The 22,954-nt window shown below is 64.9% G+C and carries 18 protein-coding genes and 1 pseudogene; 14 read left to right on the forward strand and 5 right to left on the reverse strand.

Going from position 1 to position 22,954, the window contains the following annotated elements:
* Position 1 precedes the first annotated feature (1 nt).
* Positions 2–1,966, reverse strand: a complete 1,965-nt coding sequence (locus Q0R16_RS00650; RefSeq protein WP_295630769.1) for a hypothetical protein — start codon at positions 1,964–1,966, stop codon at positions 2–4.
* A gap of 174 nt (positions 1,967–2,140) precedes the next feature.
* On the opposite strand from Q0R16_RS00650, the gene Q0R16_RS00655 reads away from it, so the two are divergent.
* From Q0R16_RS00655 to Q0R16_RS00665, 3 genes are read left to right on the forward strand one after another with little or no spacing between them, the layout of a single operon-like run.
* Entirely contained in the window at positions 2,141–3,781 is a 1,641-nt protein-coding gene (locus Q0R16_RS00655) for a serine protease (protein ID WP_295630771.1), read from the forward strand.
* Positions 3,781–5,229, forward strand: coding sequence for a serine protease (locus Q0R16_RS00660; RefSeq protein ID WP_295630773.1), 1,449 nt, complete (start codon positions 3,781–3,783; stop codon positions 5,227–5,229). Before Q0R16_RS00655 ends, Q0R16_RS00660 begins: the two co-directional genes overlap by 1 nt.
* 11 nt (positions 5,230–5,240) lie before the next feature.
* Positions 5,241–6,368, forward strand: coding sequence for a trypsin-like serine protease (locus tag Q0R16_RS00665; RefSeq protein WP_295630775.1), 1,128 nt, complete (start codon positions 5,241–5,243; stop codon positions 6,366–6,368).
* A 60-nt stretch (positions 6,369–6,428) separates the two neighbouring features.
* Here the strand turns inward: Q0R16_RS00665 and Q0R16_RS00670 are convergent, their stop codons facing one another.
* Together Q0R16_RS00670 and Q0R16_RS00675 are read right to left on the reverse strand one after the other, a co-directional pair.
* Positions 6,429–6,665, reverse strand: coding sequence for a hypothetical protein (locus Q0R16_RS00670; RefSeq protein ID WP_295630777.1), 237 nt, complete (start codon positions 6,663–6,665; stop codon positions 6,429–6,431).
* A 34-nt stretch (positions 6,666–6,699) separates the two neighbouring features.
* Entirely contained in the window at positions 6,700–8,691 is a 1,992-nt protein-coding gene (locus tag Q0R16_RS00675; protein WP_295630779.1) for a TIR domain-containing protein, read from the reverse strand.
* A gap of 382 nt (positions 8,692–9,073) precedes the next feature.
* Here Q0R16_RS00675 and Q0R16_RS00680 point away from each other — a divergent pair, with 382 nt between their 5' ends.
* From Q0R16_RS00680 to Q0R16_RS00725, 10 genes are all read left to right on the forward strand, one after another.
* Entirely contained in the window at positions 9,074–9,388 is a 315-nt protein-coding gene (locus Q0R16_RS00680; RefSeq protein ID WP_295630805.1) for a TrbC/VirB2 family protein, read from the forward strand.
* Positions 9,389–9,457: 69 nt separating this feature from the next.
* On the forward strand, positions 9,458–9,745 hold the full coding sequence (locus Q0R16_RS00685) for a VirB3 family type IV secretion system protein (RefSeq protein WP_295630781.1): 288 nt from the start codon (positions 9,458–9,460) through the stop codon (positions 9,743–9,745).
* Complete coding sequence (locus Q0R16_RS00690; protein ID WP_295630783.1) at positions 9,724–12,150, forward strand: VirB4 family type IV secretion/conjugal transfer ATPase; 2,427 nt, start codon at positions 9,724–9,726, stop codon at positions 12,148–12,150. The genes Q0R16_RS00685 and Q0R16_RS00690 overlap by 22 nt, the downstream gene beginning before the upstream one ends.
* Entirely contained in the window at positions 12,108–13,442 is a 1,335-nt protein-coding gene (locus Q0R16_RS00695; RefSeq protein ID WP_295630785.1) for a type IV secretion system protein, read from the forward strand. Before Q0R16_RS00690 ends, Q0R16_RS00695 begins: the two co-directional genes overlap by 43 nt.
* Positions 13,439–14,374 carry a VirB8/TrbF family protein gene (locus tag Q0R16_RS00700; protein ID WP_295630787.1) on the forward strand — a complete coding sequence of 312 codons (936 nt, stop codon included), beginning with the start codon at positions 13,439–13,441 and terminating at the stop codon, positions 14,372–14,374. The genes Q0R16_RS00695 and Q0R16_RS00700 overlap by 4 nt, the downstream gene beginning before the upstream one ends.
* Positions 14,374–15,069: a TrbG/VirB9 family P-type conjugative transfer protein gene (locus Q0R16_RS00705; RefSeq protein WP_295630789.1), complete on the forward strand. Its 696-nt coding sequence runs from the start codon at positions 14,374–14,376 to the stop codon at positions 15,067–15,069. Before Q0R16_RS00700 ends, Q0R16_RS00705 begins: the two co-directional genes overlap by 1 nt.
* Positions 15,066–16,154 carry a TrbI/VirB10 family protein gene (locus tag Q0R16_RS00710; protein ID WP_295630791.1) on the forward strand — a complete coding sequence of 363 codons (1,089 nt, stop codon included), beginning with the start codon at positions 15,066–15,068 and terminating at the stop codon, positions 16,152–16,154. Before Q0R16_RS00705 ends, Q0R16_RS00710 begins: the two co-directional genes overlap by 4 nt.
* Before the next feature lies 1 nt (position 16,155).
* Positions 16,156–17,151, forward strand: coding sequence for a P-type DNA transfer ATPase VirB11 (gene virB11, locus Q0R16_RS00715; RefSeq protein ID WP_295630793.1), 996 nt, complete (start codon positions 16,156–16,158; stop codon positions 17,149–17,151).
* A 185-nt stretch (positions 17,152–17,336) separates the two neighbouring features.
* On the forward strand, positions 17,337–19,100 hold the full coding sequence (locus tag Q0R16_RS00720) for a DUF1800 family protein (protein ID WP_295630795.1): 1,764 nt from the start codon (positions 17,337–17,339) through the stop codon (positions 19,098–19,100).
* A gap of 12 nt (positions 19,101–19,112) precedes the next feature.
* Positions 19,113–20,522: a DUF1501 domain-containing protein gene (locus Q0R16_RS00725; RefSeq protein WP_295630797.1), complete on the forward strand. Its 1,410-nt coding sequence runs from the start codon at positions 19,113–19,115 to the stop codon at positions 20,520–20,522.
* Positions 20,523–20,774: 252 nt separating this feature from the next.
* Here the strand turns inward: Q0R16_RS00725 and Q0R16_RS00730 are convergent, their stop codons facing one another.
* Together Q0R16_RS00730 and Q0R16_RS00735 are read right to left on the reverse strand one after the other, a co-directional pair.
* Positions 20,775–21,467, reverse strand: coding sequence for a serine hydrolase domain-containing protein (locus Q0R16_RS00730; RefSeq protein ID WP_295630799.1), 693 nt, complete (start codon positions 21,465–21,467; stop codon positions 20,775–20,777).
* A 346-nt stretch (positions 21,468–21,813) separates the two neighbouring features.
* On the reverse strand, positions 21,814–22,017 hold the full coding sequence (locus Q0R16_RS00735) for a hypothetical protein (RefSeq protein ID WP_295630801.1): 204 nt from the start codon (positions 22,015–22,017) through the stop codon (positions 21,814–21,816).
* Between the two features lie 541 nt (positions 22,018–22,558).
* On the opposite strand from Q0R16_RS00735, the pseudogene Q0R16_RS00740 reads away from it, so the two are divergent.
* Positions 22,559–22,954: pseudogene (locus Q0R16_RS00740) on the forward strand (transposase); the annotation flags it as partial.

Consider the following 22,954-nt stretch of genomic DNA (forward strand, 5'->3'; position numbering starts at 1 on the left):
TTCAGACAGGTACGGTGAAATGCTTTCCACCGAAAACGGCCTGCCAGCTTTCGATTTCGCTGACCACGATGTCGTCGGCGGCATGGGCAAGTTCGGTGACTTGCGCGTAAGTCAGCAGGTGATCGGGCGCTGATTGCAGGAGCCGGATGCGTGCATCAACCGCTTCGAGCCGCCCCGCCGTGACTTCCGAGATGCCCGCAAAGCGTTCGAAATCGCCGAAGTACCGGATGCCCGCAAGCGCGGCGCCGAACGTCGGGAACATCACGCCCAGGAACGAGAAGATCTTGGCCGCGCCATGAAGTTCCTCGTGCGGCAGATAGCCCAGCCCAGAGGCGAGCGCGAACGCCAGGTAGGTCGACACCGACAGCACCGCCAGCAGGAACAGCCGTTCGGACAGCTTGTCGAGCCGGTGGTGCACCGTGTGCAGCCGCCGCGCCTTGGACACGTGGTAATCGCGCTGCCCCGAAACATGCGGCGCGAGCAGCGTTTCGAGCACCCCGCGCAAGTAGCTCTGGGTCATCGCCACGCGCGGCAGGCCTTGCGCCCGCAGCAGGTGAAGCGCGTAATATTCGGGCCAACTGGTGCCGGTGCCCTTGGGCCAGCGGCCGGGCGGTCGCGCTGCGCCCAGCAGCAGCATGATCGGCGCATGGCGCAAGTATTCGGCCACGCGCCGGGTTTCGAACCAGCGCTTGTGCCAGCGGCGCCGGCTTCCCAGCCAGGTGATCGCCACGATCCCGAGCAGCAAGGCCAGCTCGGCGCAGGCAAACATCCACTTGGCGTTGACATCGGCGAACGGCTCGTAGGCAATTCCGCCGACGATCGCGAACGCCGAGAGCACGAAGCTGACGGTCATGCCGCCGCGATAGGCGTCGGACAGCCGTGCCGAAATTCCGTCGGTCCACGCAAAGCGCCCGAGCACTTCGCGTTCGATCCGATCGGGGATGGCCGGATCGCCGCCGGGCAAGGCGCGCGCTGCGGCCAGCAGCGGTGCCCCACTGCCCGTTGCAATTGCATCGGGCGTTTCGTAGCGGTTGACCAGCGAACGGAACGGCCGTTTCTCGCCGCCGAACAGGGCCTCGATCCGGCGATAGCCGTGCCACAGGAGAGAACTGCGCGCATACCACTTCTCGCGCGCGAGGCCGGCCGCGCCCTGGTGCAAGGCGCCGCCTTCGCCGGGACGCAAGGCCGATCGCACGATCCTGGAAAGCGTGGCGTCGCGATCCTCGATGAACATGCCGGGGCGGAAACTGGCGGCCAGTGCCTCGGGCGCGTGCAGGATATGCCACCGTTCGGGTGCCGCGGGATCGATCCTCAACACCGCACACCCCTGATCCAGCGCGCAGGCAACCGTGTGGCCGGTGCCGCCTACGAGGTCGGTCGATTCACCGTCCCACACCGCGATCATCAGGTCGGCCTGCTCGATCATCACGCGCCCCGCGAGCGCCACTTGCGCAGAGGTCGATGCGCGAAAGGCATGGGTGCGCGATTCGTTGGCAGGGGCGCCCACCACGGCCAGGTATTCGCCGGCGATCGCGCTGTCGCGGTCAGCCAGCTCGAACAACTCGACCGCTTCGTACCAGCCAGCGAGCGTTGCAGCATCGGCGGCGCAGGCGGGGTCTTGGGGCAAAGCGCCTTGCAGCAAGACCTCGGCATCGGCGCGCGTGGCAGGCCGTGCGTTGATGGCGCTATTGAGCGCACGGCCGAACGGCAGCGGTGCCGCAAGCGTCCATCCGCGCTGCTGCGCGATGGTCATGGCCATCTGGTCAGTCCCGTCAGCGAGCAGGCTGAGCAGTCGCACCGGCGCAACCGGACCAAGCGTGGCCGCTTCGGTGTCGACAAGAAGGCCGATCGCCTCGAACAGCCCGGCCAGCGTTGCCTCCACGGCCGGTTTGTTGGCGTTGAAGCCCTGATTGGTTCCGCGGTGACCGGTAACACACAGCGACAGGCATGGGCGGGGCTGGAGCAAGGTAACCATGCCCCTTGCTAGAACATCGCATGCCAGGGAGGGAACCGGTTTCTGGCATTGGCACTGCGGGCTTTTGCAAGGGGCGGCGACCGAAGCGCCGCATTGACAAGTTCGAAGATGACGGCGTGGAAAAACGCGCATAAGTTCTGGTCTTTGGTTCAAGGATGCAGCGCCGTGCAAAAGCAGGGTGGGGGAAAGCGTGCAGACCAGTTCCTGATCTCGGCCGGCGTGTATGCCGCGCTCGCGCTCGCGGCGCCTGCAGCGCGCGCGCAAGCAGACCCCGTAGGCGCGCCAGCGCTGTCCACTGCTCCAGCGGAAGCTGCCGATCCGGTGCTGGCCGTGATGATCAAGGCGGCCACCCAAGCGATCGGGACCGGGCGCCAGCGCCGAATGGATTGCTATCGCGAAGGCTATTGCGAGAGCTGGCGGACCATCGATGTCGATCCGGTCACGCTGCGGGTCGACCAGAGGTATGACGAGCAGATCTACGAGGCGGGCGATATTGCGGCACTGACTGCGCGGTATGCACGCCAGGCGCATCACCGCTGGCCCGCCGATACGGCGGCGCAGCAAGCCTTTGTCGGGCGCAAGCTGGGCGAAGCGGACACGCTTGCCGCAATGCGGAAGGCGGCCATCCAGCATGGCATTCAGCCGGGGTTCGGCGGGTTTGTCTATTGCAGCATCGAAGGCTTCTGCGCCGCGCGCAACATGAGCGTTATCGACGTCGACCCGGTCACGCTGAAGATCGATGCGCGCGACGAAGTCGAGATGATCTACGCCGGCGACGAAGCGGCCGTGCTGGCGCGGCTCGAAAAGGTGTGGCGTGACCGCAAGCCGGACGATCCGGCAGGCCAGCAGAAAAAGGTCGCGGTTTACCTCAAGCGCTACGAGTTCGAGGCGATCAACGAGGCGCTGGGGATGGCTTTCCATCTTGCCGCAGCGCTGGGCGGTGATCGTGTTGCTCCCAACGACGTACCGTTCGCCGTCGAAGTGCGGTTTCGCAGCGACAACGCGGCGCCAGGCTTGCTGGCCCAATTCAACAGCGGCAAGTTCGGCCAGTCGTGGCAAGCGCGACATGCCTGCGGCGGGGCCCTGATCGCGGCGCAATGGGTGCTGACCGCGGCGCATTGCGTCAAGCCGAACACCATAGAAAAAGGCTCGCTGGCCGTGCAAGTCGGGGTCGGCGATATCAGCCGGCGCGAAGGAACCCAGATCAACGTCGACGGGGCGGTGGTCCATTCGGGTTACCGGCACCTTGGCGACACGGATATCTACAGCGACGACATCGCCCTGCTGCACCTCGTTTCGCACGCGACGCAAGTGGCCGGCGTGAAGACCATTATGCTCGCAAAGGGCTTTGCCGCTGACGGATTGGCAGTTTCGGCGGTGGGATGGGGGCTCGACCGCGATGTTTCGAAAGCGATCAACGCGACTGCGTTGCTGACGCGCGTGGAACTGTCGGTACTGGCCAACGACAAGTGCGCTCGCGTCCACGGACAAACGCCGGGCGAAGACTTCGGTCCGGCCAGGGTTGTCGATCGGGCAGGGGGTGCTCACGAGGTGGCGCGCATCCATCCCAAGGTGATCTGCGCGCGCGGAGGGTTCCGCAAGACGTGCGAGGGCGATAGTGGCGGGCCGCTCTACCGCATCGAAGGCTCCGATCTGGTCGGGATCGTTTCGTGGAACAAGGACGGCTGCAACATCAAGGCGGCGTACGAACCCGGTGTCTATACCAGGGTGGATGCCTATCGTGGGTGGATCGCCCAAGCCATGGCGCGCAAGCTGATGAGTGGGCAGCGGATGATGCTGCCGTGATGACGAAGCAGCGCGCCACGTTCCTGAAATTCCTGGTGGTTGCAGTGCTTGCCGTACTTGCAAGCCACACGTCTCGCGTGGTTGCGCAGGCACCGGAAGTCCCGACGCAGAACACAAAGGTCATCACCGATCGCAAGACAATCGCGCGGATCGTGAAGGACAGGCTTTCGCGTGATCTTGGGTTCAAGGTCGCCAGGCAGACCTGCACTTCCGAATGGATCTGCTCACCCAGGAAGCTGAATTTCTACTCGGCTTACGATCCCGTGACGCACGCATACCAGGGCTCGTCCACGGGATCGCACTTCCCGATGTTCTATGATGGCGGCGAACGTTCACTGGTGGACCTGCTCGGACGCTTCGCGAGGGCGGGGCTCCCCAGCAAGCCGGCACTGCAAAAGACCTGGATCGAACAGGAGTTGTCGCGCAGTGAAAGAGAGGCGCTCGATTTTGCGCTGGGCATGGAAGAACCCAGTCATTGCTGCGCCGCAGGAGGTGGCTTGCCGATCTCGATCGCTGCCGCACCGTTCGCGGTCGAAATCCGGTATCGCGACACGTTGGTCGGCCAGGACGCCGCATTCATGGAAAGCACCAGCCTCTATGGTGCCCGTTGGCAGGCCCGGCACGTCTGCGGCGGGACGCTGATTGCGCACGATTGGGTGCTTACGGCCGCGCACTGCGTCAGTCCGCGGGCGGTTGCCGGCAAGCTGGCGGTGCAGTTGGGGGTGAGCGATATCAGCGGCGTGAGCGGGCACAGCGTCGATGTGGACGGGGCGGTGGTGCACGCCGGCTACAACGAAGGTGGCGGAAGGCTCAAGGAAAATGGCCCCTACGACCGGAAGGGCAATATCTATCGGGACGACATCGCGCTTCTCCACCTTGCGGCAGACCCGGCCCCGCGCGATCCCAAGTCAATCGCCATTGCTACGCTGGCCGCGAGCGTAGTGAAACCGGGAACACCCGTCGAAGCCGTGGGCTGGGGCCGGACCCGCGATGTGGGTGACATCAACGACGTCACGTCGTTGTTGCGACGGGTCGAACTGACCGTGCTTGAGAATGACGCATGCGCCCGAATGGCTGACTACGGTCCGGTGGAAGTGCCAGTGCCAGTGCCGGTTTCGGCGCAGGTTTCGGGGCAGGTTTCGGCGGTGTCGGCCGCCGCCGAGAAAACCCGGCCAGGATTCGTGGCCCGTGTCCATCCGGGCGTCCTTTGCGTGAAAGGTACCATGATGAAGACCTGTTCGGGCGACAGCGGCGGCCCCTTGTACATGTCCGATCCGCGCGTGGCCGTGACTGAACTGGTGGGGGTGGTGTCATGGAACAAGGAAGGCTGTCATGTCGCAACCGACGATCGGCCCGGTATATACACGCGGGTGAGCGCTTACCTTGGATGGATCGCGCGGGCCCGGGCTCACCCGCCGTCGTCCGGCCAGACGATCCTGCTTCCTTGAGGACCAGTCCGATGCAGATTTGTTCCGCGACAGTGCCTTGCCTCGCAGCCGCGCTCGTCATCTGCGGTTTCGCGGTGCCACGCGCGCAGGCACAGACGGCTGCGACCGGTATCGCGCGGTTCACCCAAAGCCCCGAGGATGACAAAGTGCTCGATTGGGCCAGGCGCTGGGCGGAAGAAAATCTCGACGACCCGGCCGAACGCTTTGCGATGCTTTCTTATGCGATCTCGGCCGCTGAACGGCGTGAAGTGCTGGCGCGGCCGGTTCCAGGGGTCGACAACGGCTATTCATCCGGCGGGAATTATCGCACCGCGTTCACGCACCTGCGCCGGGTCACGTTCCTGGTCGAGTTGCGCAGCGCCGGCGCATCGCCCGGATCATCAGCCGGCGCGCCGGACTGGAGCGCGCGCCATCGGTGCAATGGCACGCTTGTCGCGCCACACTGGGTCCTGACAGCCGCCACTTGCGTGCCTGCGAACGGTGATGCCAACACGATCGAGGCCAGGATCGGGGTGCAGGATCTATCGCAGGACGCGGGCGGAACGCGGCGTGTGGTCAGGATCGAACGCAATGCGCAGGCCGGGTTGGCATTGCTCGAACTCGATCGCCCGGCCAGCACCGCAGGCGGGGCAAGCATCAGCCCGGCCACGGCGCTCACCCCGATGGCCCCGCCTCAATCCCCCACTGCAGGGGAAGTCGAATTTCTCGGATTGGGCTTCGGGCAAGTAATGCGTCCGGGCTGGCCCGCCGTGCTCTACCGCCATTTCGCGCTGGCCGCGCCCGATACGACATCGATCGGTGGGGTGGGGCAAGGGGGGCATGCCGTACAGATCGGTGGCCCCCGGTCCGAACCGAGCCTCACGGGTAGCGGCTTGCGCTTGTGCCTGAGCGACAATGGCAGCCCGATCTACGTGTACGATCTCGAAGCAGGCCCCCTACTGGCCGGTGTCGTGAGCGTGCCGCTTAGCGAGCCACGGGGTTGTTTCGAAACACTTGCAACCAAGTCGGGCAACTCCGACTTGCCGGCGCCGGTGATCCCGGTCAGCAAATGGGCAACCTGGATTGCAGCGGTCACCGGCGTGAGCCTGGCCGTGGTCGAACCGCGCCAACTGCCCGGCATTGCGGGTTACGCTTTTTAGGCGCCAAAGCGGCGGGGCGCCTGACGAACAGGCGCTCCGCTCACAAGCTCGCGATCGTGATCAGGGTTGCGGGCCACCGCCGCTAGACGGAACGTCGCCCTTGGTTCCCGACGCTTCTGCCGACGGTGCATCGGCTGCGCCCGATGCGCTGGCATCGGCCGGTGAGGCATCGGCTGCCATCGTGGCAGCTTCGGTAGCGGCCGGGCTGGCTTCGGCAGTGGCGTCGCCGGCTTTCTTGCAGCCGGCAAGCGCCAGCGGCAAGGCACAGATGGCAACAATTGAAAGTGTCTTGCGCATCGTAATAACCCCCCAGTGTTGTCCCGCAGCAAGGCTAACTGAAACCGAGGCTCTTCAGCAAGGCCGAAAATTCGGGGCGTGGTCTCAAAGGGTCCATCCAACTGTCGGTCTTGAGCAGGATCAGACCGACATCCCCCACCCGACGCGCAAACGCCAGTCGTTCCAGCGCCGGATCGGCCTGGCCCCATTGCGCAAAGATCTGCGCCTGCTGGTAAGCCGAAGCATCGCCCAGCGTTTGCAACAGCGCAGACCGCGCGTCATCGGCCGCTTTGGTATTGCCGAGCCGGTGTTCGGTCACGGCAAGGCCGACAAGGCGCTCGACCTCGAGCGGTTCGGCCTGAAACGCCACGCGGGCTTCCGCAGCCCGGCCCTGTTCGAACAGGCTTTTGCCGATATAGCTGTGGCTCTGGAGAATACGCGGATTGAGATCGAGTGCGCGATGTCCCGCATCGGCCGCGCCGGCCCAATCGCGCTCACACAGCCGGACAAAGGCCAAGGTGTTGAATTCGCCGGCGTTGAGCGGATCGAGTTCGAGCGCGCGCCCGATCGCCAAGCGCGCAGCAGGAAAATTCCCGGCTTGCGCGCAGAAAGCCGCATAGATGCGCATGACCGCCGCATCGCCCTGGCCATATTGTCGTGAAAGCTCGAACGGACCGCGGGCGCCGGCAAAGTCCAGCCCTGCCTGCAAAAGCACATATCCCAGCGTCGATTGCGCGATGGCGAGCCGGGGCTTCAACGCGACGGCTTTCTGCGCCGATGCCAGAGCGCTTTTGTATGCGGCGGAAAACTCGCCCGCCTTGCCGTATTGCTGCGTCATATTGACGAGCGTGCGCGCACGGGCGGCCAGCGCTTCAGCGAAATCGGGGTCCGCAGCCACCGCTGCATCGTACTGACGCAACGCCGCGCTGAGCGAGGCTTCTCCGCTGCGCAAGGCGTAGAATGCATTGCCGCGCAAATAGGCATCGTGCGCGACCGGATCGCTCGTCCCGCTGACTTTCATGTTGCCGCGATTGTCGTCGGCGCTCTTGCCCGCTTGCGCTGCCAGGGCGCTCACCACCGCCGCCGCGATTTCGCTCTGCACCGCAAACAAGTCCGTCATCGGCCGGTCGAACTGTTCGGTCCACACCGACAAGCCGCTTTCGCGATCCGTCAGGCTGGCGACAACCCGCATCAGCGAACCTGCCCGGCGCAAGCTCCCGTCGAGCAGGCTTGCCGCCCCGAGTTTGCGTGCCACTTCGACGGGATTGCTGATATCGGCCCCAGCGCTGGCGGTGCTTTCGGGCGCGAACACCTTCAGTTCGGCATTGCGAGAGAGCGCCAGGCGGATTTCCTCGGCAATGCCCTGGGTCAGGTATTCTTCGGAGGCGTTGCCCGAAAGGTTGCGAAACGGCAGCACCGCCACGCTGTTGCGATCGACACCGCCCGTGCTCTGCCCGAAGCGCCATGTCGCAACACCGATCCCGGTTGCTGCCACCACGCCGCTGCCTGCCAGGACGACGCGACGCGATAACCCGCGGCTTGGCCTTGCAGGGGTTGGCGGCGCATGCTGCTCGCCCATGATTGCATGGACCGCGCGGATAACGGCCTGAAATTCAGGGCCGGAAGGGTTGCCACGCCATTTTGCCAGGTCGATCACCTGGAACTGCCGAAATCCGAGCGGCGGCTCGCTGCGGTCGATCGACAATGGCACAAGTCGGCGCGCGTCCCGCCCATGCGTGGCCTCGTCGCGCACCCAGTGCGAATCCACCGAGGTTTTCGACCACACGACAACCACGGCGTCAGCGGCGTGAAGCGCGGCTTCGGTTGTCTTGAGGAAAGTCTGGCCACCTTCGAGCAGCCCGTCCCACCACACCGCAAATCCGGCCTTTTCAAGCCCGCCGATGACCGCCAGCGCGCGCTTCTGGTCAACTCGCGAATAGCTGACGAACACGTTGGCGGCGCCGGGAACGCGGCTTGCTGCCGACGCAGGCCCAGAGGTCATGCCAGCCGAGCCAGCGTCCTCCGCGATCGGTCCTTGTCCCGTCATGGCAACCCTTATGATCGCTGACTCTGCGCAAGCAAGTGCCGAAATCAAAAGGTTTGCGCAAGCCATGCGCTGACAACTGCTTCCGCGCCGCAACGTGAATCCCGAACCACTGCCCTGCCGAGAAGGATGGTCAAGCGGAGGCTGAGCGTTTCGCAGCCACCGTTCATGAAACCCCGCGCGTGTACGAGAACTTGCCGCTCCCGTCGGGATAGCAGCGATATGCATGATCCATGTCATTGAAGGCTGTCGGTTGGTCAAAAAGCCGGCGACCGGCGTTGGATCGAACCCGGCTTCGCATGATTTGCGCAATGATTGTATCGCACAGAGGATTTGGGCGTTGCGTGCGTTTGCAGTGGGCAATAGGGTAGAGGGTGTGAAAGCAATCAAAACTGCACTTCGTCCATTCGCTACTGCGATTGTCCTTGCCCACTCGGCCGCGGCCAAGGCGCAGGCTTACGCCGGGGATCCAGCGGGTTCCGGGCCGATCGTGGGCGCGATCCGATGGATTCAGGGGACGCTGCTCGGCACCGTCGCCACGGTTGTTGCGGTGATCGCGGTGGCGAGCATCGGCTTCATGATGCTGACCGGGCGGATGAACTGGCGCTATGGCGCCACGGTGATTCTGGGCTGCTTCATCCTGTTTGGCGCGGCGAGCATCGTCGCCGGCATCCAGTCTTCGGCCTCGGTCGGCTATTGACTTGTGCTCTGGGCGGGCTTGACGCGATGATCGGCCGGATCGTCATCACCCGTTGCGCAGGCGCCTGACATGGATCAGGGGCTGTCGCGCGATCCGTTGTTCGTGGCGCTTACGCGGCCGCAGATGTTTGCGGGCGTAACGTACAGCTTTTTCGTCATCAACCTGATCGTCTCGACCGAATTTTTCCTGATCTTCAAGTCCGCCTGGGCCGTGGTCGTGGCGCTGGTGGTCCACGCGATCGGCATGGTCGCGTGCCTCAAAGATCCGTACATGTTCGATCTACTGGAAGTGCGCGTGGCGCGTTGCCCGCGCGTGCCCAACTATCGGTTCTGGCGATGCAACTCCTACCGCGCCTGAAAACCGAAGGCGCGCATGCCGCGCACGAACCCGAAGCGTTGTTCGCGCGGGAGCGAAGCGCGGGCAGCCGGCTGCCGTATTCGCACCACGTCAACGATCGGGTGGTGGAACTGCGCGATGGCAACCTGATGCTGGTGATCCGGCTGGGCGGGCTGCTGTTCGAAACCGCAGACAGCGCCGAACTCAATTACCGCAAGGGTTTGCGCGATGCGATGTTGCGCGCGATCGGCTCGTCGCGCTTTGCGATCTATCACCACGTGCTGCGGATGCGGGTCGAACCGCTTGGCGGCGGCACGTTCCCCGATGCGTTCAGCGCCGCGCTCGATGAAACGTGGCGGCTGCGGATGGCCAGCCGCAAGCTCTATGCTAACGATCTGTTCCTGACGATCGTGCGCCGCCCTTTGCAAGGCCGCACCGGCATCGGCGAACGGCTGGCGCGGCGGTTCGGGCGGGCGACTTCGCGCGCCGCCGCCGATGCGCAGCGCGCGATCGAAGTGCGTGCGCTGGAGGCGGCCGGCGACCAGCTTCTGGCCGCATTGGCAAGCTATACCCCGCGGCTGCTGTCGGCTTACGATACGCCGGGCGGCCCTTGCTCCGAAGTGCTCGAATTCCTCTCGGCGCTTTACAACGCCGATCTGTCACCGGTGCGGCTGCCGGCCAGCGATGCGGGCGAATACCTGCCCTATCGCCGGGTCAGCTTTGGGCAGGACACCTTCGAACTGGGCACGGCCAATGGTATGGCGCGCAGCTTCGGCGCGATGCTGTCGATCAAGGACTATCCCAACCTCACCGCGCCCGGAATGCTTGACGATCTGCTGCGGCTGCCTGCCGAGATGGTCATCTCGCAAAGCTTCGCCTTTGTCGATCGTGGGCCGGCGCTGGCACGGATGAACCTGGCGTTGCGGCGAATGCGCGCGTCGGACGACGAGGCGCTGTCGTTGCGCGGCGAACTGGCGCAGGCCAAGGACGAAGTCGCCGCCGGCCGCGCCGCTTTTGGCGAACACCACCTGACCGTCACCGTGCGCGGCGCCAGCCAGGCCGAAGTCGACGCCAGCGCCGCCGAAGTCCAGGCCGCGCTCAGCGATCTGGGCATCGTCGCGGTGCGCGAGGAACTGGGGCTGGAGCCTGCGTTCTGGGCGCAGTTTCCGGGCAATTTCGGGATGATCGCACGGCGGGCGGTGATCGGTTCGGCCAATTTCGCTTCGTTCGCCAGCAGCCACAACTTCCCGTTGGGCCAGGCCGCGGGCAACCATTGGGGCGATGCGGTCACCCAGTTCGAGACAACCGCCGCCGGGCCGTACCACTTCAATTTCCACGCCGGCGATCTCGGCAACTTCACCGTGATCGGCCCGTCGGGCTCGGGCAAGACGGTGATCGTCAATTTCCTGCTGGCGCAGGCGCGGCGGTTCCATCCGCGCATCGTGTTCTTCGACAAGGACCGCGGCGCCGAACTGTTCATCCGCGCGATCGGCGGGGTTTACGAAGTTTTGCGCCCCGGCACCGCCAGCCTGCTCAATCCGCTGCTGCTGGCCGACAGCGCCGAGAACCGCCGGTTCCTGACCGAATGGATCGCGCGGCTGGCCAATCCGGCGGGCGAACCGCTGAGCGCGGCCGAGCAGGCGCAAGTCAAGGACGCGGTCGACGCCAACTTCGCCGCGCCCATCCAATACCGCCGGCTGTCGAGCTTCGTCGATCTGCTGCGCGGCGGCGAACGCCCGCGCGCCGACGATCTCCACGCGCGCCTGCGGCCGTGGTGGGGTGAAGGCGAACACGCCTGGCTGTTCGACAACGAGCATGACGCGGTCGATCTCAGCCGCGACACCGTGGGCTTCGACCTGACCCGGTTGCTCGATGATCCGGTGCTGCGCACGCCCGCGATGATGTACCTGTTCCACCGGGTGGACGAACGGCTCGATGGTACGCCCGCGATCATCGTGGTCGATGAAGGGTGGAAGGCGCTCGATGACGATGTGTTCGTGGCGCGCATCCGCGACTGGGAAAAGACCATCCGCAAGCGCAATGGCATCGTCGGCTTCGCCACGCAGAACGCCTCGGATGCGCTGAAAAGCCGGATTGCATCGGTGATTGTCGAGCAGGCCGCCACGCAGGTTTTCACCGCCAACCCTAAGGCAGCGGAAGAGGACTACGTCGGCGGCTTCGGGTTGACCGCGCACGAATTCGACCTGGTGCGCAGCCTGCCCGACAACGCCTTCTGCTTCCTGGTCAAGCACGGCCAGGAAAGCGTGGTTGTGCGGCTCAACCTGTCGGGCGAGCGCGATCTGCTGACCGTGCTTTCGGGGCGTGAGCGCACCGTCCGGTTGTTTGACGAGATTCGCCTCGAAACCGGCGACGATCCCGCCGCATGGCTGCCGCGCCTGTTGGCCAGAGCGGGCGAGCGCGCGTGATGGACGGCTGCCCCGCCTTCGATGCGCTTGCGCCCTATGTCACCGCGGTGATCACTTTTGCCGATTGCCGCACGCTGTCGCTGGGCGAAGGCGTCTATCGCGCGATGGGTGCGGGCACGCCGTTCGGAACCGCGCTGACCGGGCTGCTGACGATTTTCGTCGCGCTGATCGGCTATCGGATGCTGCTCGGCTCGATGCTGAGCTTGCGCGATGGCGTGCTGCTGGCGCTGCGGCTGGGCGTGGTGTTGACGCTGGCGACGCAATGGCCGGCTTACAAGACGCTGGTGTTCGATGTCGTGACCGGCGCGCCGGGGGAACTGGCGGCAGGCATGTCAGGCGGCTCTGGGGGAGGCACGTCGGGCGACTTGTCACCGACCGCGATCGCCGCGCGGATCGACGGGGTGAGCGCGGCGATCGCCGACCTGGTCAGTCCGGCCACTGTATCCGTGCCGCTGTCGCCCCAAAACGGTCAGGCTCCGGGACAAGTGCCGCCGCTGCCCGGCCAGCCGGCGCCGACCGCGCAAGTCGGCGCCGCGCCGCTGGCGGGTACGCTGCCGCAAGCCGCGCAGTTCCCGCTCGAACTGGCCGATACGGCGTTGATCGTGTCAGCGCTGGGCGGATTGCTGACGGTCAGCGCGACCATGGCCCTGATGCTGGCGTTGGGGCCGCTGTTCATCGTATCGCTGCTGTTCACGTGGACGCGCGGGCTGTTCGTGGCGTGGGTGCGCGTGCTGCTCGGCGCGATGCTGGGCACGATCGCGGTGCCGCTGGTACTGGCGCTCGATCTCGGAATCGTCGAGCGGCAGGTGGTTGCCTTGCGCAACCTGGTCGATGCGAACCAGCCACCCGGGTTCCTGCCACTGGCGATCGTCGCGACCGCATTGGCTTCGGCCGTCGTGTTGTTTGCGCTGCTGGCCGCGGTCATCCGCGTGGCCGCGGGATTGCAGATACCCGAGGCTGTCAGCAACGGGGTCGGATCATTGTTCGCCCCGTCGGACCGAACCGAGCGCGGCTCGCCCGCCCCCGCCCAAAACGGCGATGGCCCGGCCGCTCCCATCGACAGCCGCAACCGTGCAGCGCAACTGGCCGATGCCGTGCGCGCGCAAGCCCGGCGCGATGACGGTTCGCTGCCCGAGCAAGTGCGAATCGTTCGCCTTGCAGGCGCGGCGCAGCGCTCCGATCCGGCGGCTGCACCCGGCGCTTCGAGCAGTGGACCTCCGCTTGGCCAGACCGGCCGCCGCATCCGCCAGCGTAGCACAATCGGCGCCCAGCGACGGGATATGACAACGTGACGAGCGAAACCGGGGCACCCCAACCAAACGTGGCCGAAGCCGAAGAACCGGCAGACCGCGAGCAGCATTACGAAGCAGCGCGAAGCTGGGCCTATGACCGCGATACCGCGCTTGCCAACTCGCGGCGCGCGGCATGGATCGTTGCAAGCCTGGCGACCGGGGTGGCGGTGCTCGAAGCGCTGGCGCTCGTCGCGCTTGCACCGCTCAAGACCGTGGTGCCCTATACCGTGATGGTCGACAAGACGACCGGCTACTCGACCGTGATCGACGGCACGCACCCGCAAGTGCTCAAGCCGCAATCGGCGCTGACCCAGTCGATGCTGGCGCAATACGTGGTTGCGCGTGAGACTTTCGACATCACCACGATTGCCGACCAGTACCGCAAGATCGGCCTGTGGTCCGAGGGCGAAGCGCGCACCGAGTACCTGGCGCAGATGCCGCTGACCAACCCGCAAAGCCCGATGAATATCTACCCCCGCAGCGCCATCGTCTCGGTGACAGTCGACAGCGTCGCGCTGGTCGGTCCCGATACCGCGCAAGTGCGCTTCGTAACCGACCGCCGCGACGGGCCGACCGCGCCCTCCACCCGCACCGCCTATGTCGCGCAGATCCGCTATCGCTTTGCCGGGGAACCGCTGGCGATGGATGATCGGCTGGTCAATCCGCTGGGGTTCGAGATCGCACACTACCGCCGCGATCAGGAGGCATTGCCTGCCCCCGGCCCGGCGGCGATCAACATCGCGCCTGCCGCGCCGACCGGGCCGGCATCGGGCCAGTCCGTCGGTACTCAAGGTGGGATTGCGCCGCTGGCGACCGGCCCCGCTGCGGTGCCGATGGCGGTTCCGGGCGCGGGCACTTCGTCCGCTCCGATTGGCCCGCGCGTGCCTGCACAGTCCAGTCTGCGCGTGCCCGCGCAGCCCAGCGCGCACTGATGCATCGGCGCGTCGCCTTGATTGCGTGGGCCGCAGCGCTGCTGATCGGTGCGCCCGCCATGGCGGCCGTGCTGCCGCAGCCGGGCGTGGGCGATCCGCACCTGCAAACGGTCATGTACGATGCAACCGAGGTCGTCTCGCTCCATGTCGAGCCGGGCTTCGCGGTGATCGTGCGGCTGGCGCCTGACGAGCGGATCGAAACTGTTACGGTGGGCGATGCAGCGGCATGGCAGGTCCAGGTCAATCGCCGGGCCGATGCATTCGTGGTCAAACCCAACGGCTTTGCCGGGCACACCAACCTGGTCGTGCTGACCGACCAGCGCAGCTACAGTTTCACGCTGTCGAGCGAGCAGGCGATAAGCGGGGTCCAGCCGTATATCGTCAGCTTCGTGTATGCGTTGCCAATCGAGCCGCCGCCGACAGCCAGCACCGAACCTTCCGGTAGCTACAAGCTGGGCGGCGCGCGCGCGCTGTGGCCGCAAAGTGTACGCGATGATGGGCACTTTACGTCGATGGTGTGGCCGGCCGACGTGCTGCTTCCCGCGATCTATGCCGAGGATCGCAAGGGCGAACTGGCGTTGATCAACGGCGTGGTGCGTGATGGCGCTTATGTGATCGAGGGCGTCCACCGCAAATTCGTGTTCGTGCGCGGCAAATCGCGGGCCAGTGCCATCCGCGAGGATGCCCGGCCATGACCGGCCCGGATACGAAGCAGGGTGACCCGCGCGCGATGCCCGATCCAACCGGCGATCGCGGCGGGCCCGGACACGATCTGGCCCCGCGCGTGGCCCGCCCGCGCGAACTCGTGCCGCTGCCGCTGGCCATCGCCATGGCTGCGGTGCTGGCGCTGGCGCTGTTCCTGCTCCTCAACGCGCGGCGCTCCGCGACCGACGCGGCGGCCACGACGACCGCGACCCGCGCGCGACCGGCGCCGCCACCATTGCTGGTGCCCGCACCCGTGGTTCCCGCGCAGCCGGTCATAGTTGCCGTCCCCGCAGTTACGGAACCAACACCGGCCAGCGCACGCCCGCCCGTCATCATGGCCCCGCCACCGCCCGCCCCGCTGGTGCAGCCGCAGCGCCCGCTGCCCCCAGCGCCTCCCCCCGGCAGCAGCCAGCCCGCGCTGGTGGTGGACCTGACCGCAGGCAGTGGCGCCCCGGTCAACGGCACCGGCGGCGCGGCGGCAACTGCCGCCGGCGAAGGCGACGAAACCGTCCGTGCCACGCAGATCCGCAACCGCGCATCGGTCATTCCGCAAGGTGCAATCATCGCGGCTGTGCTCGAAACCCCGCTCAATTCGGACCGGCCGGGGCTGGCGCGCGCGATCGTGTCGCAGGATGTGCGCAGCTTCGATGGCACGCGCGTGCTGATTCCGCGCGGCAGCCGGCTGATCGGCGAGTTCCATGCCGATCCCAACCCCGGCCTGCGCCGTATCCTGATCACCTGGAACCGCCTGATCCGCCCCGATGGCGTGGCGATCCGGATCGGCTCGCCGGTGTCCGATCCGCTTGGCGGCGCGGGAGTGGCAGGGCGGGTCAACACGCATTTCTTCGAACGGTTCGGCAGCGCGGTGCTGCAATCCGCGCTGGCGATCGGGGTCAACCTGGCGTCGCAGCCGTCGAACGGCGGCGTCTATATCAGTGGCGCAGGGCAGACTGTCGGCCAGGCGCTGGCCCCTACCTTCACCCGGCCGCCGACGGTGAAAGTGCGCGAGGGCGCCGAAATCGCGGTGTTCGTCGCGCGCGATCTCGATTTCGGCGGCACCCCTCCGGTGCGCTGAGGTGACGGCGCTCACGCAATACATCGACGTTTATCTCGCGCCGCTGGCCGGGTTCCTGGCGCGCGCCGATGTCACCGATGTGATGATCAACCGCTCGGGAGAGGCCTGGATCGAAACTTTGGGTGGTGCGATCGAGCGGGTCGATTGCCCCGAACTGGACGCAACCCGGCTGTGGCATCTCGCGCGCCAGATCGCGGCGCTCAGCCACCAGGGCATCAGCCGCGCGCACCCGCTGCTTGCTGCCACGCTGCCAGCCAATTCGCTTGGAGGGGGTGCGCGTGTGCAGATCGTGGCCCCGCCCGCGACACGCGGGGACATGGCGATTGCCTTTCGCAAGCATCTCGCACCCGATCGCACCTTGCGCGACTACGTTGCCGACGGCGCCTTTGCCAAGGCGACTGTCAGCAGCGGCATCACGGCGGCGCCGCCCAGTCCCCGGCCCACGGGTGACACGCAGCAGGACCTTGCGCAGTTCCTGGCCGACATGGTCCGCGCGCGGCGCAACGTGCTGATCTCGGGCGGCACGTCGAGCGGCAAGACCACGTTTCTCAACGCCTTGATGCGCGAGATTCCAGCGCACGAACGGCTGGTGCTGATCGAGGACACCGCCGAAATCGCGCTGGCCCACGCCAATGCGGTCGGCCTGCTGGCAATCAAGGGCGAACTGGGCGAGGCGCGTGTTTCGGCCGACGATCTGCTCCAGGCGGCGCTGCGGATGCGGCCGGACCGGATCGTGGTGGGCGAATTGCGCGGGCCCGAGGCCTATACCTTCCTGCGTGCGATCAATACGGGCCACCCCGGCTCGCTTTCGACGATCCATGCCGACAGCCCCGAGGGCGCGATCGAACAGGTGGCGCTGATCATCCTGCAGACCGGAACCCAGCTCCGCCGTGAAGACATTGTCGCGTATGTTACGGCCACGGTCGATGTGATCGTCCAGCTCGAACGGCGCGATGGAGTGCGGGGGATTTCTGCCATCAAGTTGACGCGCGAATAGCGCACGTACAGCCCGGGCGCGCAATATCGGCCCAATGCGCAATGGTTGACGGGCGGTCCATCATGTCTGCGAAATAAACCTTCATGCCCCGCGAAGGAGAGTGTCGCGTGGCGCGTTGTGCGGTTACAAGGGCGCGCTAGGATAACAAAGAACATGGCAGCCGGGTGCGGCGATCGGGAGCAGACATGACGGGTTGGGATGATACCAGCGTGATCGAGCAGGACGGGCTGCAAACAGCCGAGTCCACCGCAACTGCTCCAACAACCGAAAGCCGCCGTAAGGTGGATCGGCGCGGACTGCTGTCGTTCGCATCGACGCTGTCGGCGGCGAGCGCCGGATCGTTGGCGCTCGAAGGGTGCGGCGAAAGCGGGGGCACGCCGACGCCGACGCCAACGCCCACTCCGACGCCTACCCCGACCCCGACACCAACCCCCACCGTCACCGGCACCTCGGCTTCGCGCTTCCTGTCGCAGGCGGCGATCGGCTATGCCAAGGCCGATGTCACGACGGTTGCCAGCAGCGGGTTCGATGCCTGGATCACCGGCCAGTTCGCACTGGCCCGGCCGCAGAAGTTCTACGATTTCCTGACCACCAACGGCTACAACGTGTCTGCCAACCAGAACACTGCGAGCGGCTACGAGCCGATGATCTGGTCGCAACTGATGGGCAGCGCCGATATTCTGCGCCAGCGCGTGGGGTTGGCGCTGCTCGACATGTGGGTGGTTTCGATCGACGGCTTCGGCGGAAGCTGGAAGCCGTTCGTGATGGCGGATTACCTCGATCGGTTGTGGGACAACGCTTTCGGCAACTACCGCAACCTGATGGAGGCCGTTTCCACCAGCGTGGGCATGGGGCTGTACCTGACCTTCCTGGGCAGCGTGAAGGCCAACGCGAACGGCTTCATCCCGGATGAGAACTATGCGCGCGAATTGATGCAACTGTTCACGATCGGGCTCTATCAGCTCAACCCGGACGGGACCAACGTGCTGAGCGGCGGCAACCCGGTGCCGACGTATACGCAGGCCGATGTCTCGCAAGGCGCGCGGGTGTGGACCGGCTATACTTACGCCAACAACGACAACAGCACCCCCAACCGCATCCCGCTCGGTCTGTCGATCACCGCGGCCAACCACGAAACCGGCGCCACCAGCTTCATCGGTATCAACATCCCCGCCGGCAGCGATGGTGCCACCGCGCGCATGCTGGCGCTCGACGGGTTGTTCAACCACGCCAACACGCCGCCGTTCGTCTCGAAGCAGATGATCCAGCATCTTGTCACCAGTAACCCTTCGCCCGCTTATGTAGCGCGAGTTTCCGCGGTGTTTGCCAACAACGGCAAGGGCGCGCGCGGCGACATGCAGGCAGTGGTCCGCTCGATCCTGACCGACACCGAAGCGCGCGACGACGGCCAGGCAACCAGCACCACTTTCGGCAAGCTGCGCGAACCGGTGGTGCGGCTGGTGCAATGGGCCAGGGCCTTCAACGTCACATCGCCAACCAGTCTCTGGCCCTTCGGCAACGTGTCATCGACCGCGAACCGCATCGGCGAAAGCCCCGGCCATGCGCCCAGCGTGTTCAACTGGTTCCGCCCCGGCTATGCCGTGCAGGGTGCGATCGCCAATGCCGGGCTGGTTGCGCCCGAATTCCAGATCACCAACGAGCCGCAGATCGTGGCTTACGTCAACTACATGCAAAGCGTGATCGTGAACGGCGCGGGCGAGGCCAAGCCCGACTATTCGTCGCTGACCACGCTTGCCACCGACAGCGCGGCCTTGCTGGCCGAACTCAACCTTGTGCTGGCGGCCAACCAGATCTCGGCAGCGACGCTGGCCTCGATGAAAACCGCGCTCGACACGATTTCGACCGCCACCAACGCCGGGCTGCTGAACCGCATCTATGCCGCGATCGTGCTGGTGATGGCCTCGCCCGAATACCTTGTGCTGCGCTGAAGGACTGACGCAATGACCATGCCCATAATCTTTGGGGACGCCTCGCGCCGCGCCTTCCTCAAGCGCGCTTCCGCCGTCAGCCTGGTCGGCGGAGCCGCGCCTTTCGTGATGAACCTGGCCTCGATCGGCGAGGCTGCCGCCGCCACCGCCACCGATTACAAGGCGCTGGTTTGTGTGTTCCTTTATGGCGGCAACGATTACGCCAACACGCTGGTGCCTTTCGACGCCGCGCAATACGCGGTTTATGCCGCGCAGCGGCCGGGGCTCAACTACTCGCAGGCATCTGTAACGCCCACAGTGCTCAAACCGAGCGTGGCGCTGCCCAACGGCGCGCAATACGCGCTGGCACCCGAACTGGCCAAACTGCTGCCGATCTTCGACGCGGGCAAGATGGCGGTGATGCTGAACGTGGGCACGCTGGTCCAGCCGACCACCAAGGCGCAGTATCAGGCCAACAGCGTGCCGCTGCCGCCCAAGTTGCTCAGCCACAATGACCAGCAAAGTTATTGGCAAAGCTCTAAGCCCGAAGGCGCAACTTCGGGCTGGGGCGGGCGTATCGGCGACCTGCTGCAATCGGGCAACGGCACTTCCACGCTGACCTGCATCAATGCCGCGGGCAACGCGGTGTTCCTGACCGGCACCGCCGCGGTGCAATACGCAATCTCGCCCTCGGGCCCGATCGCGCTCAACGCCCGCAATTCGCTGCAAGGTTCGGCGCAGGCGGCCACGTTGCTCCAGCAACTGATCGGCGGCAGTGGCAGCAGCCACTTGTTCGGCACCGAATACGGCACCATCGGCAAGCGTTCGCTCGGGCTCTACAGCCAGATCACCACCGCGCTGGCCACTGCGCCCGTAACCACTACGGTGTTCCCCGCCGCTGCCGACACGCAATCCTCGCTCGGCGCGCAGTTGCAGGAGGTCGCCAAGCTGATCTCCGTGTCGAACGAGCTTGGCGCCAAGCGGCAGGTGTTCTTCGTCTCGACCGGCCGATTCGACACTCACGATGGTCTGGACACGATCCACCCGCTGCTAATGACCAACCTGGCAGACGCGCTGAGGGCATTTTATGATACGACCGTGGAACTGGGCATTTCCGATAAGGTCACGACTTTTACCGCCTCGGACTTCGGCCGCGCGCTGACTTCGAACAACGACGGCACCGATCACGGCTGGGGTTCGATGCATTTCGTGCTGGGCGGCGCGGTCAAGGGCGGGCGCTATTACGGGATCAATCCAACGCTCGCCAACAACGGCCCCGACGATATCGGCCAGGGCCGGCTGGTACCGACGATGTCGGTCGACCAATATGGCGCAACGATGGCGAGCTGGTTCGGCGTTTCGGCCAGCAACCTTTCTACTGTTCTTCCTAATATTGGCAACTACACTGGTAGTCCACTTGGTACTGATGTCGGGTTTATTTGAAAAATCGTATCGATATATTTTAATCGATCGTATAATTTGCAATAAAATACTATTTTCGTCACGAAATGCTGTGATAAATTTTGCCGCCTTCAAAACTTTGACCGCGCAAACGTGTTGTTCAAAACGTGTATTTCCAGCGACCATAACTCCGCTCGATGTCGCACCGATTTACACCGATCGGACCTATGGTCGCTGAGCGCCGATCCCGACCCTGCCAATTGAAAAGCGCTCGTTCGCGGGCCAAATTCGGCCTCAGTCGATTGCTTCACCCATCAGCATCTGGCTCGTCGCCTTGAGCGGAAGCGCAGTGTAGGACAGAAACTGCGTCATCCCGACGAACAGCAGGTCGTTTTCTGAATCGACCCAGAACCATGTGCCAGCCGCGCCATCCCAGTGATAAGTGCCTTTGCAGACAGGCATTCCGGCAAGCTCCGGGTCGGTGAATAGAACCCCGTTGTAGCCAAAGCCGAAGCCTGGCCGAAATTTCTGGTGTTCGGCGACAAAGCGCGTCTCGAGCAGATCGTTCGGAAGGCGATTGGTCATCTGTGCGCGCACGGCTTGAGCGCTGACAATGTGCTCACCGTCCAGTTCGCCGCCGTTGAGAAGCATCTGTGCGAAGCGGGCATAGTCGTATGCGGTAGAGAACAACCCGCTGCCACCCATCGCCAGCCTCGGTTCGCTTTCAGAGTCTGGCTGCAAGGGATTGGCGATCGGCGTTAGCGGGGCATCACCCATCTTGAGGTAAAGCGTCACGAGGCGATGCCGTTTTCGGGGAGCGATGAAAAAGCTGGTATCTTCCATCCCTAGCGGATCGAATATGTGTTGGCGCATGATTTGGGGCAGCGATTGCCCACTCAACCGCTCGATGATCGCGCCCTGCACATCCATAGACATGCTGTAACGCCAGCATGAACCCGGTTGATAGCCGAGCGGCAGCGTGGCCAACAGGTGCAATTGTGGCACATCTGGAGGGGACAGCCCTGCGGCTGGTGGAAAGGCGGGCGGTCCAGTCCTTAAGTCAGGTCCCGCTGGTAACGGGTCCGGCCCGAAAATCGCGCCGAGCCCTGAACATGGCCACCACCCCGATCCGGGGTCCAAACCCGGTCCCGACCATAAGCCTGACCCAGATGCGGATTGCCATTGCACTTCGACTTCGGGCGAAAGCGGCAGCGGTGGTGCGACCAGCAGCGGTGGCACGAGCAGCGGCGGCGGAATGACAAGCACGTCTGGCGGCGCGACCGATGTTCCCGAGCCTGGTATGCTCGGACTTGTGGTGCTGGGCTTGGTTGCCTTAGGCCTTATTCGCAGTCGCCGGCACCGCGCCGAATTCCGTCGGAGTCGAGCAATTACATACTTTCACGCGGACAGAAGCGAGTACTAGATCCGCATCCAGGCATACGTCACGTATGGTGCTCACTCCGTGGCGTCCCCCCAGCGCCTCGTAGAGGTTGATCGCCGCCGTCAGCCGATCTTGGCGCGCATCGATCGCCGCCATCGGCAAGGCCAATTCAATGCGTCGACTTTCGAGCAAGCCAGTCAGATCAATTGCGGTATTGAGACGATGCCAACTCCATGGTGCGCCTAGCCATATCGAGCGATTATTCGAAAATGGGTTCTCGCTGCTGACCCAATTCGACGGCGGATAGCGTGTTGACCGCTTCCTGCGCCGCCTGCAGCAGCGCTAGCCGATATAGCGCAAGGCTCTCTTGTTGTCTTGCGGTCGCCTCGTCATATCGTGCCTGCAATCGCCAGCGCCGAAACACAGGCGCAAATATACTTGACTCAAACGTGGCCATCCAACCGAGGGGACCCGCAGCGGCCAGGGCTTGCCCTAACCCGCCAGCGGTAAGCCGCAAGGCCGGCAAAGAGGCTGCACGCGCCGCGGCGATTTCGCCCCGAGCGGCGGCTAAGCGTCGTTCGACTGCTGGCAGATATGGTTTACGAACGGTGAGCGCCACAGGCCGAGCGGGATCGTCTGAGCTGCTGCCGGTCTCATGGACACCGAGTTAAGGTGTTTTTGGGACCGGAGGATGTAAATGCAACGACGGAAGTTCAGCCGAGAGTTCAAGCTTGAGGCGGTGAAGTTGGTCCGCGATCGGGGCGTGGCGGTGGCACAGGCCGCCCGGGACTTGGACCTGCACGAGAATGTGCTGCGTAAATGGGTCCGCGAAGCGGAAGCCGATCCGCGGTCGGCGTTTCCTGGCAATGGCCAGATGAAGCCTGAGAACCAGGAGATTGAGCGGCTGCGCCGCGAGCTTGCCAGGATGAAGGCGGAACGTGACATCCTAAAAAAAGCCGCGGCCTACTTTGCCAGGGACTCGATATGAAGTTCGGGTTCATCGCAAAGCATCGAGGAATCTGGCCGGTGTCATGGATTTGCGGGGCGCTCCCAGATTTTTGGCGGTGTCTCGCGCAGTGGCTTTCATGCTTGG

The sequence above is a fragment of the Novosphingobium sp. genome, from assembly GCF_025351285.1.
Taxonomy (GTDB): domain Bacteria; phylum Pseudomonadota; class Alphaproteobacteria; order Sphingomonadales; family Sphingomonadaceae; genus Novosphingobium.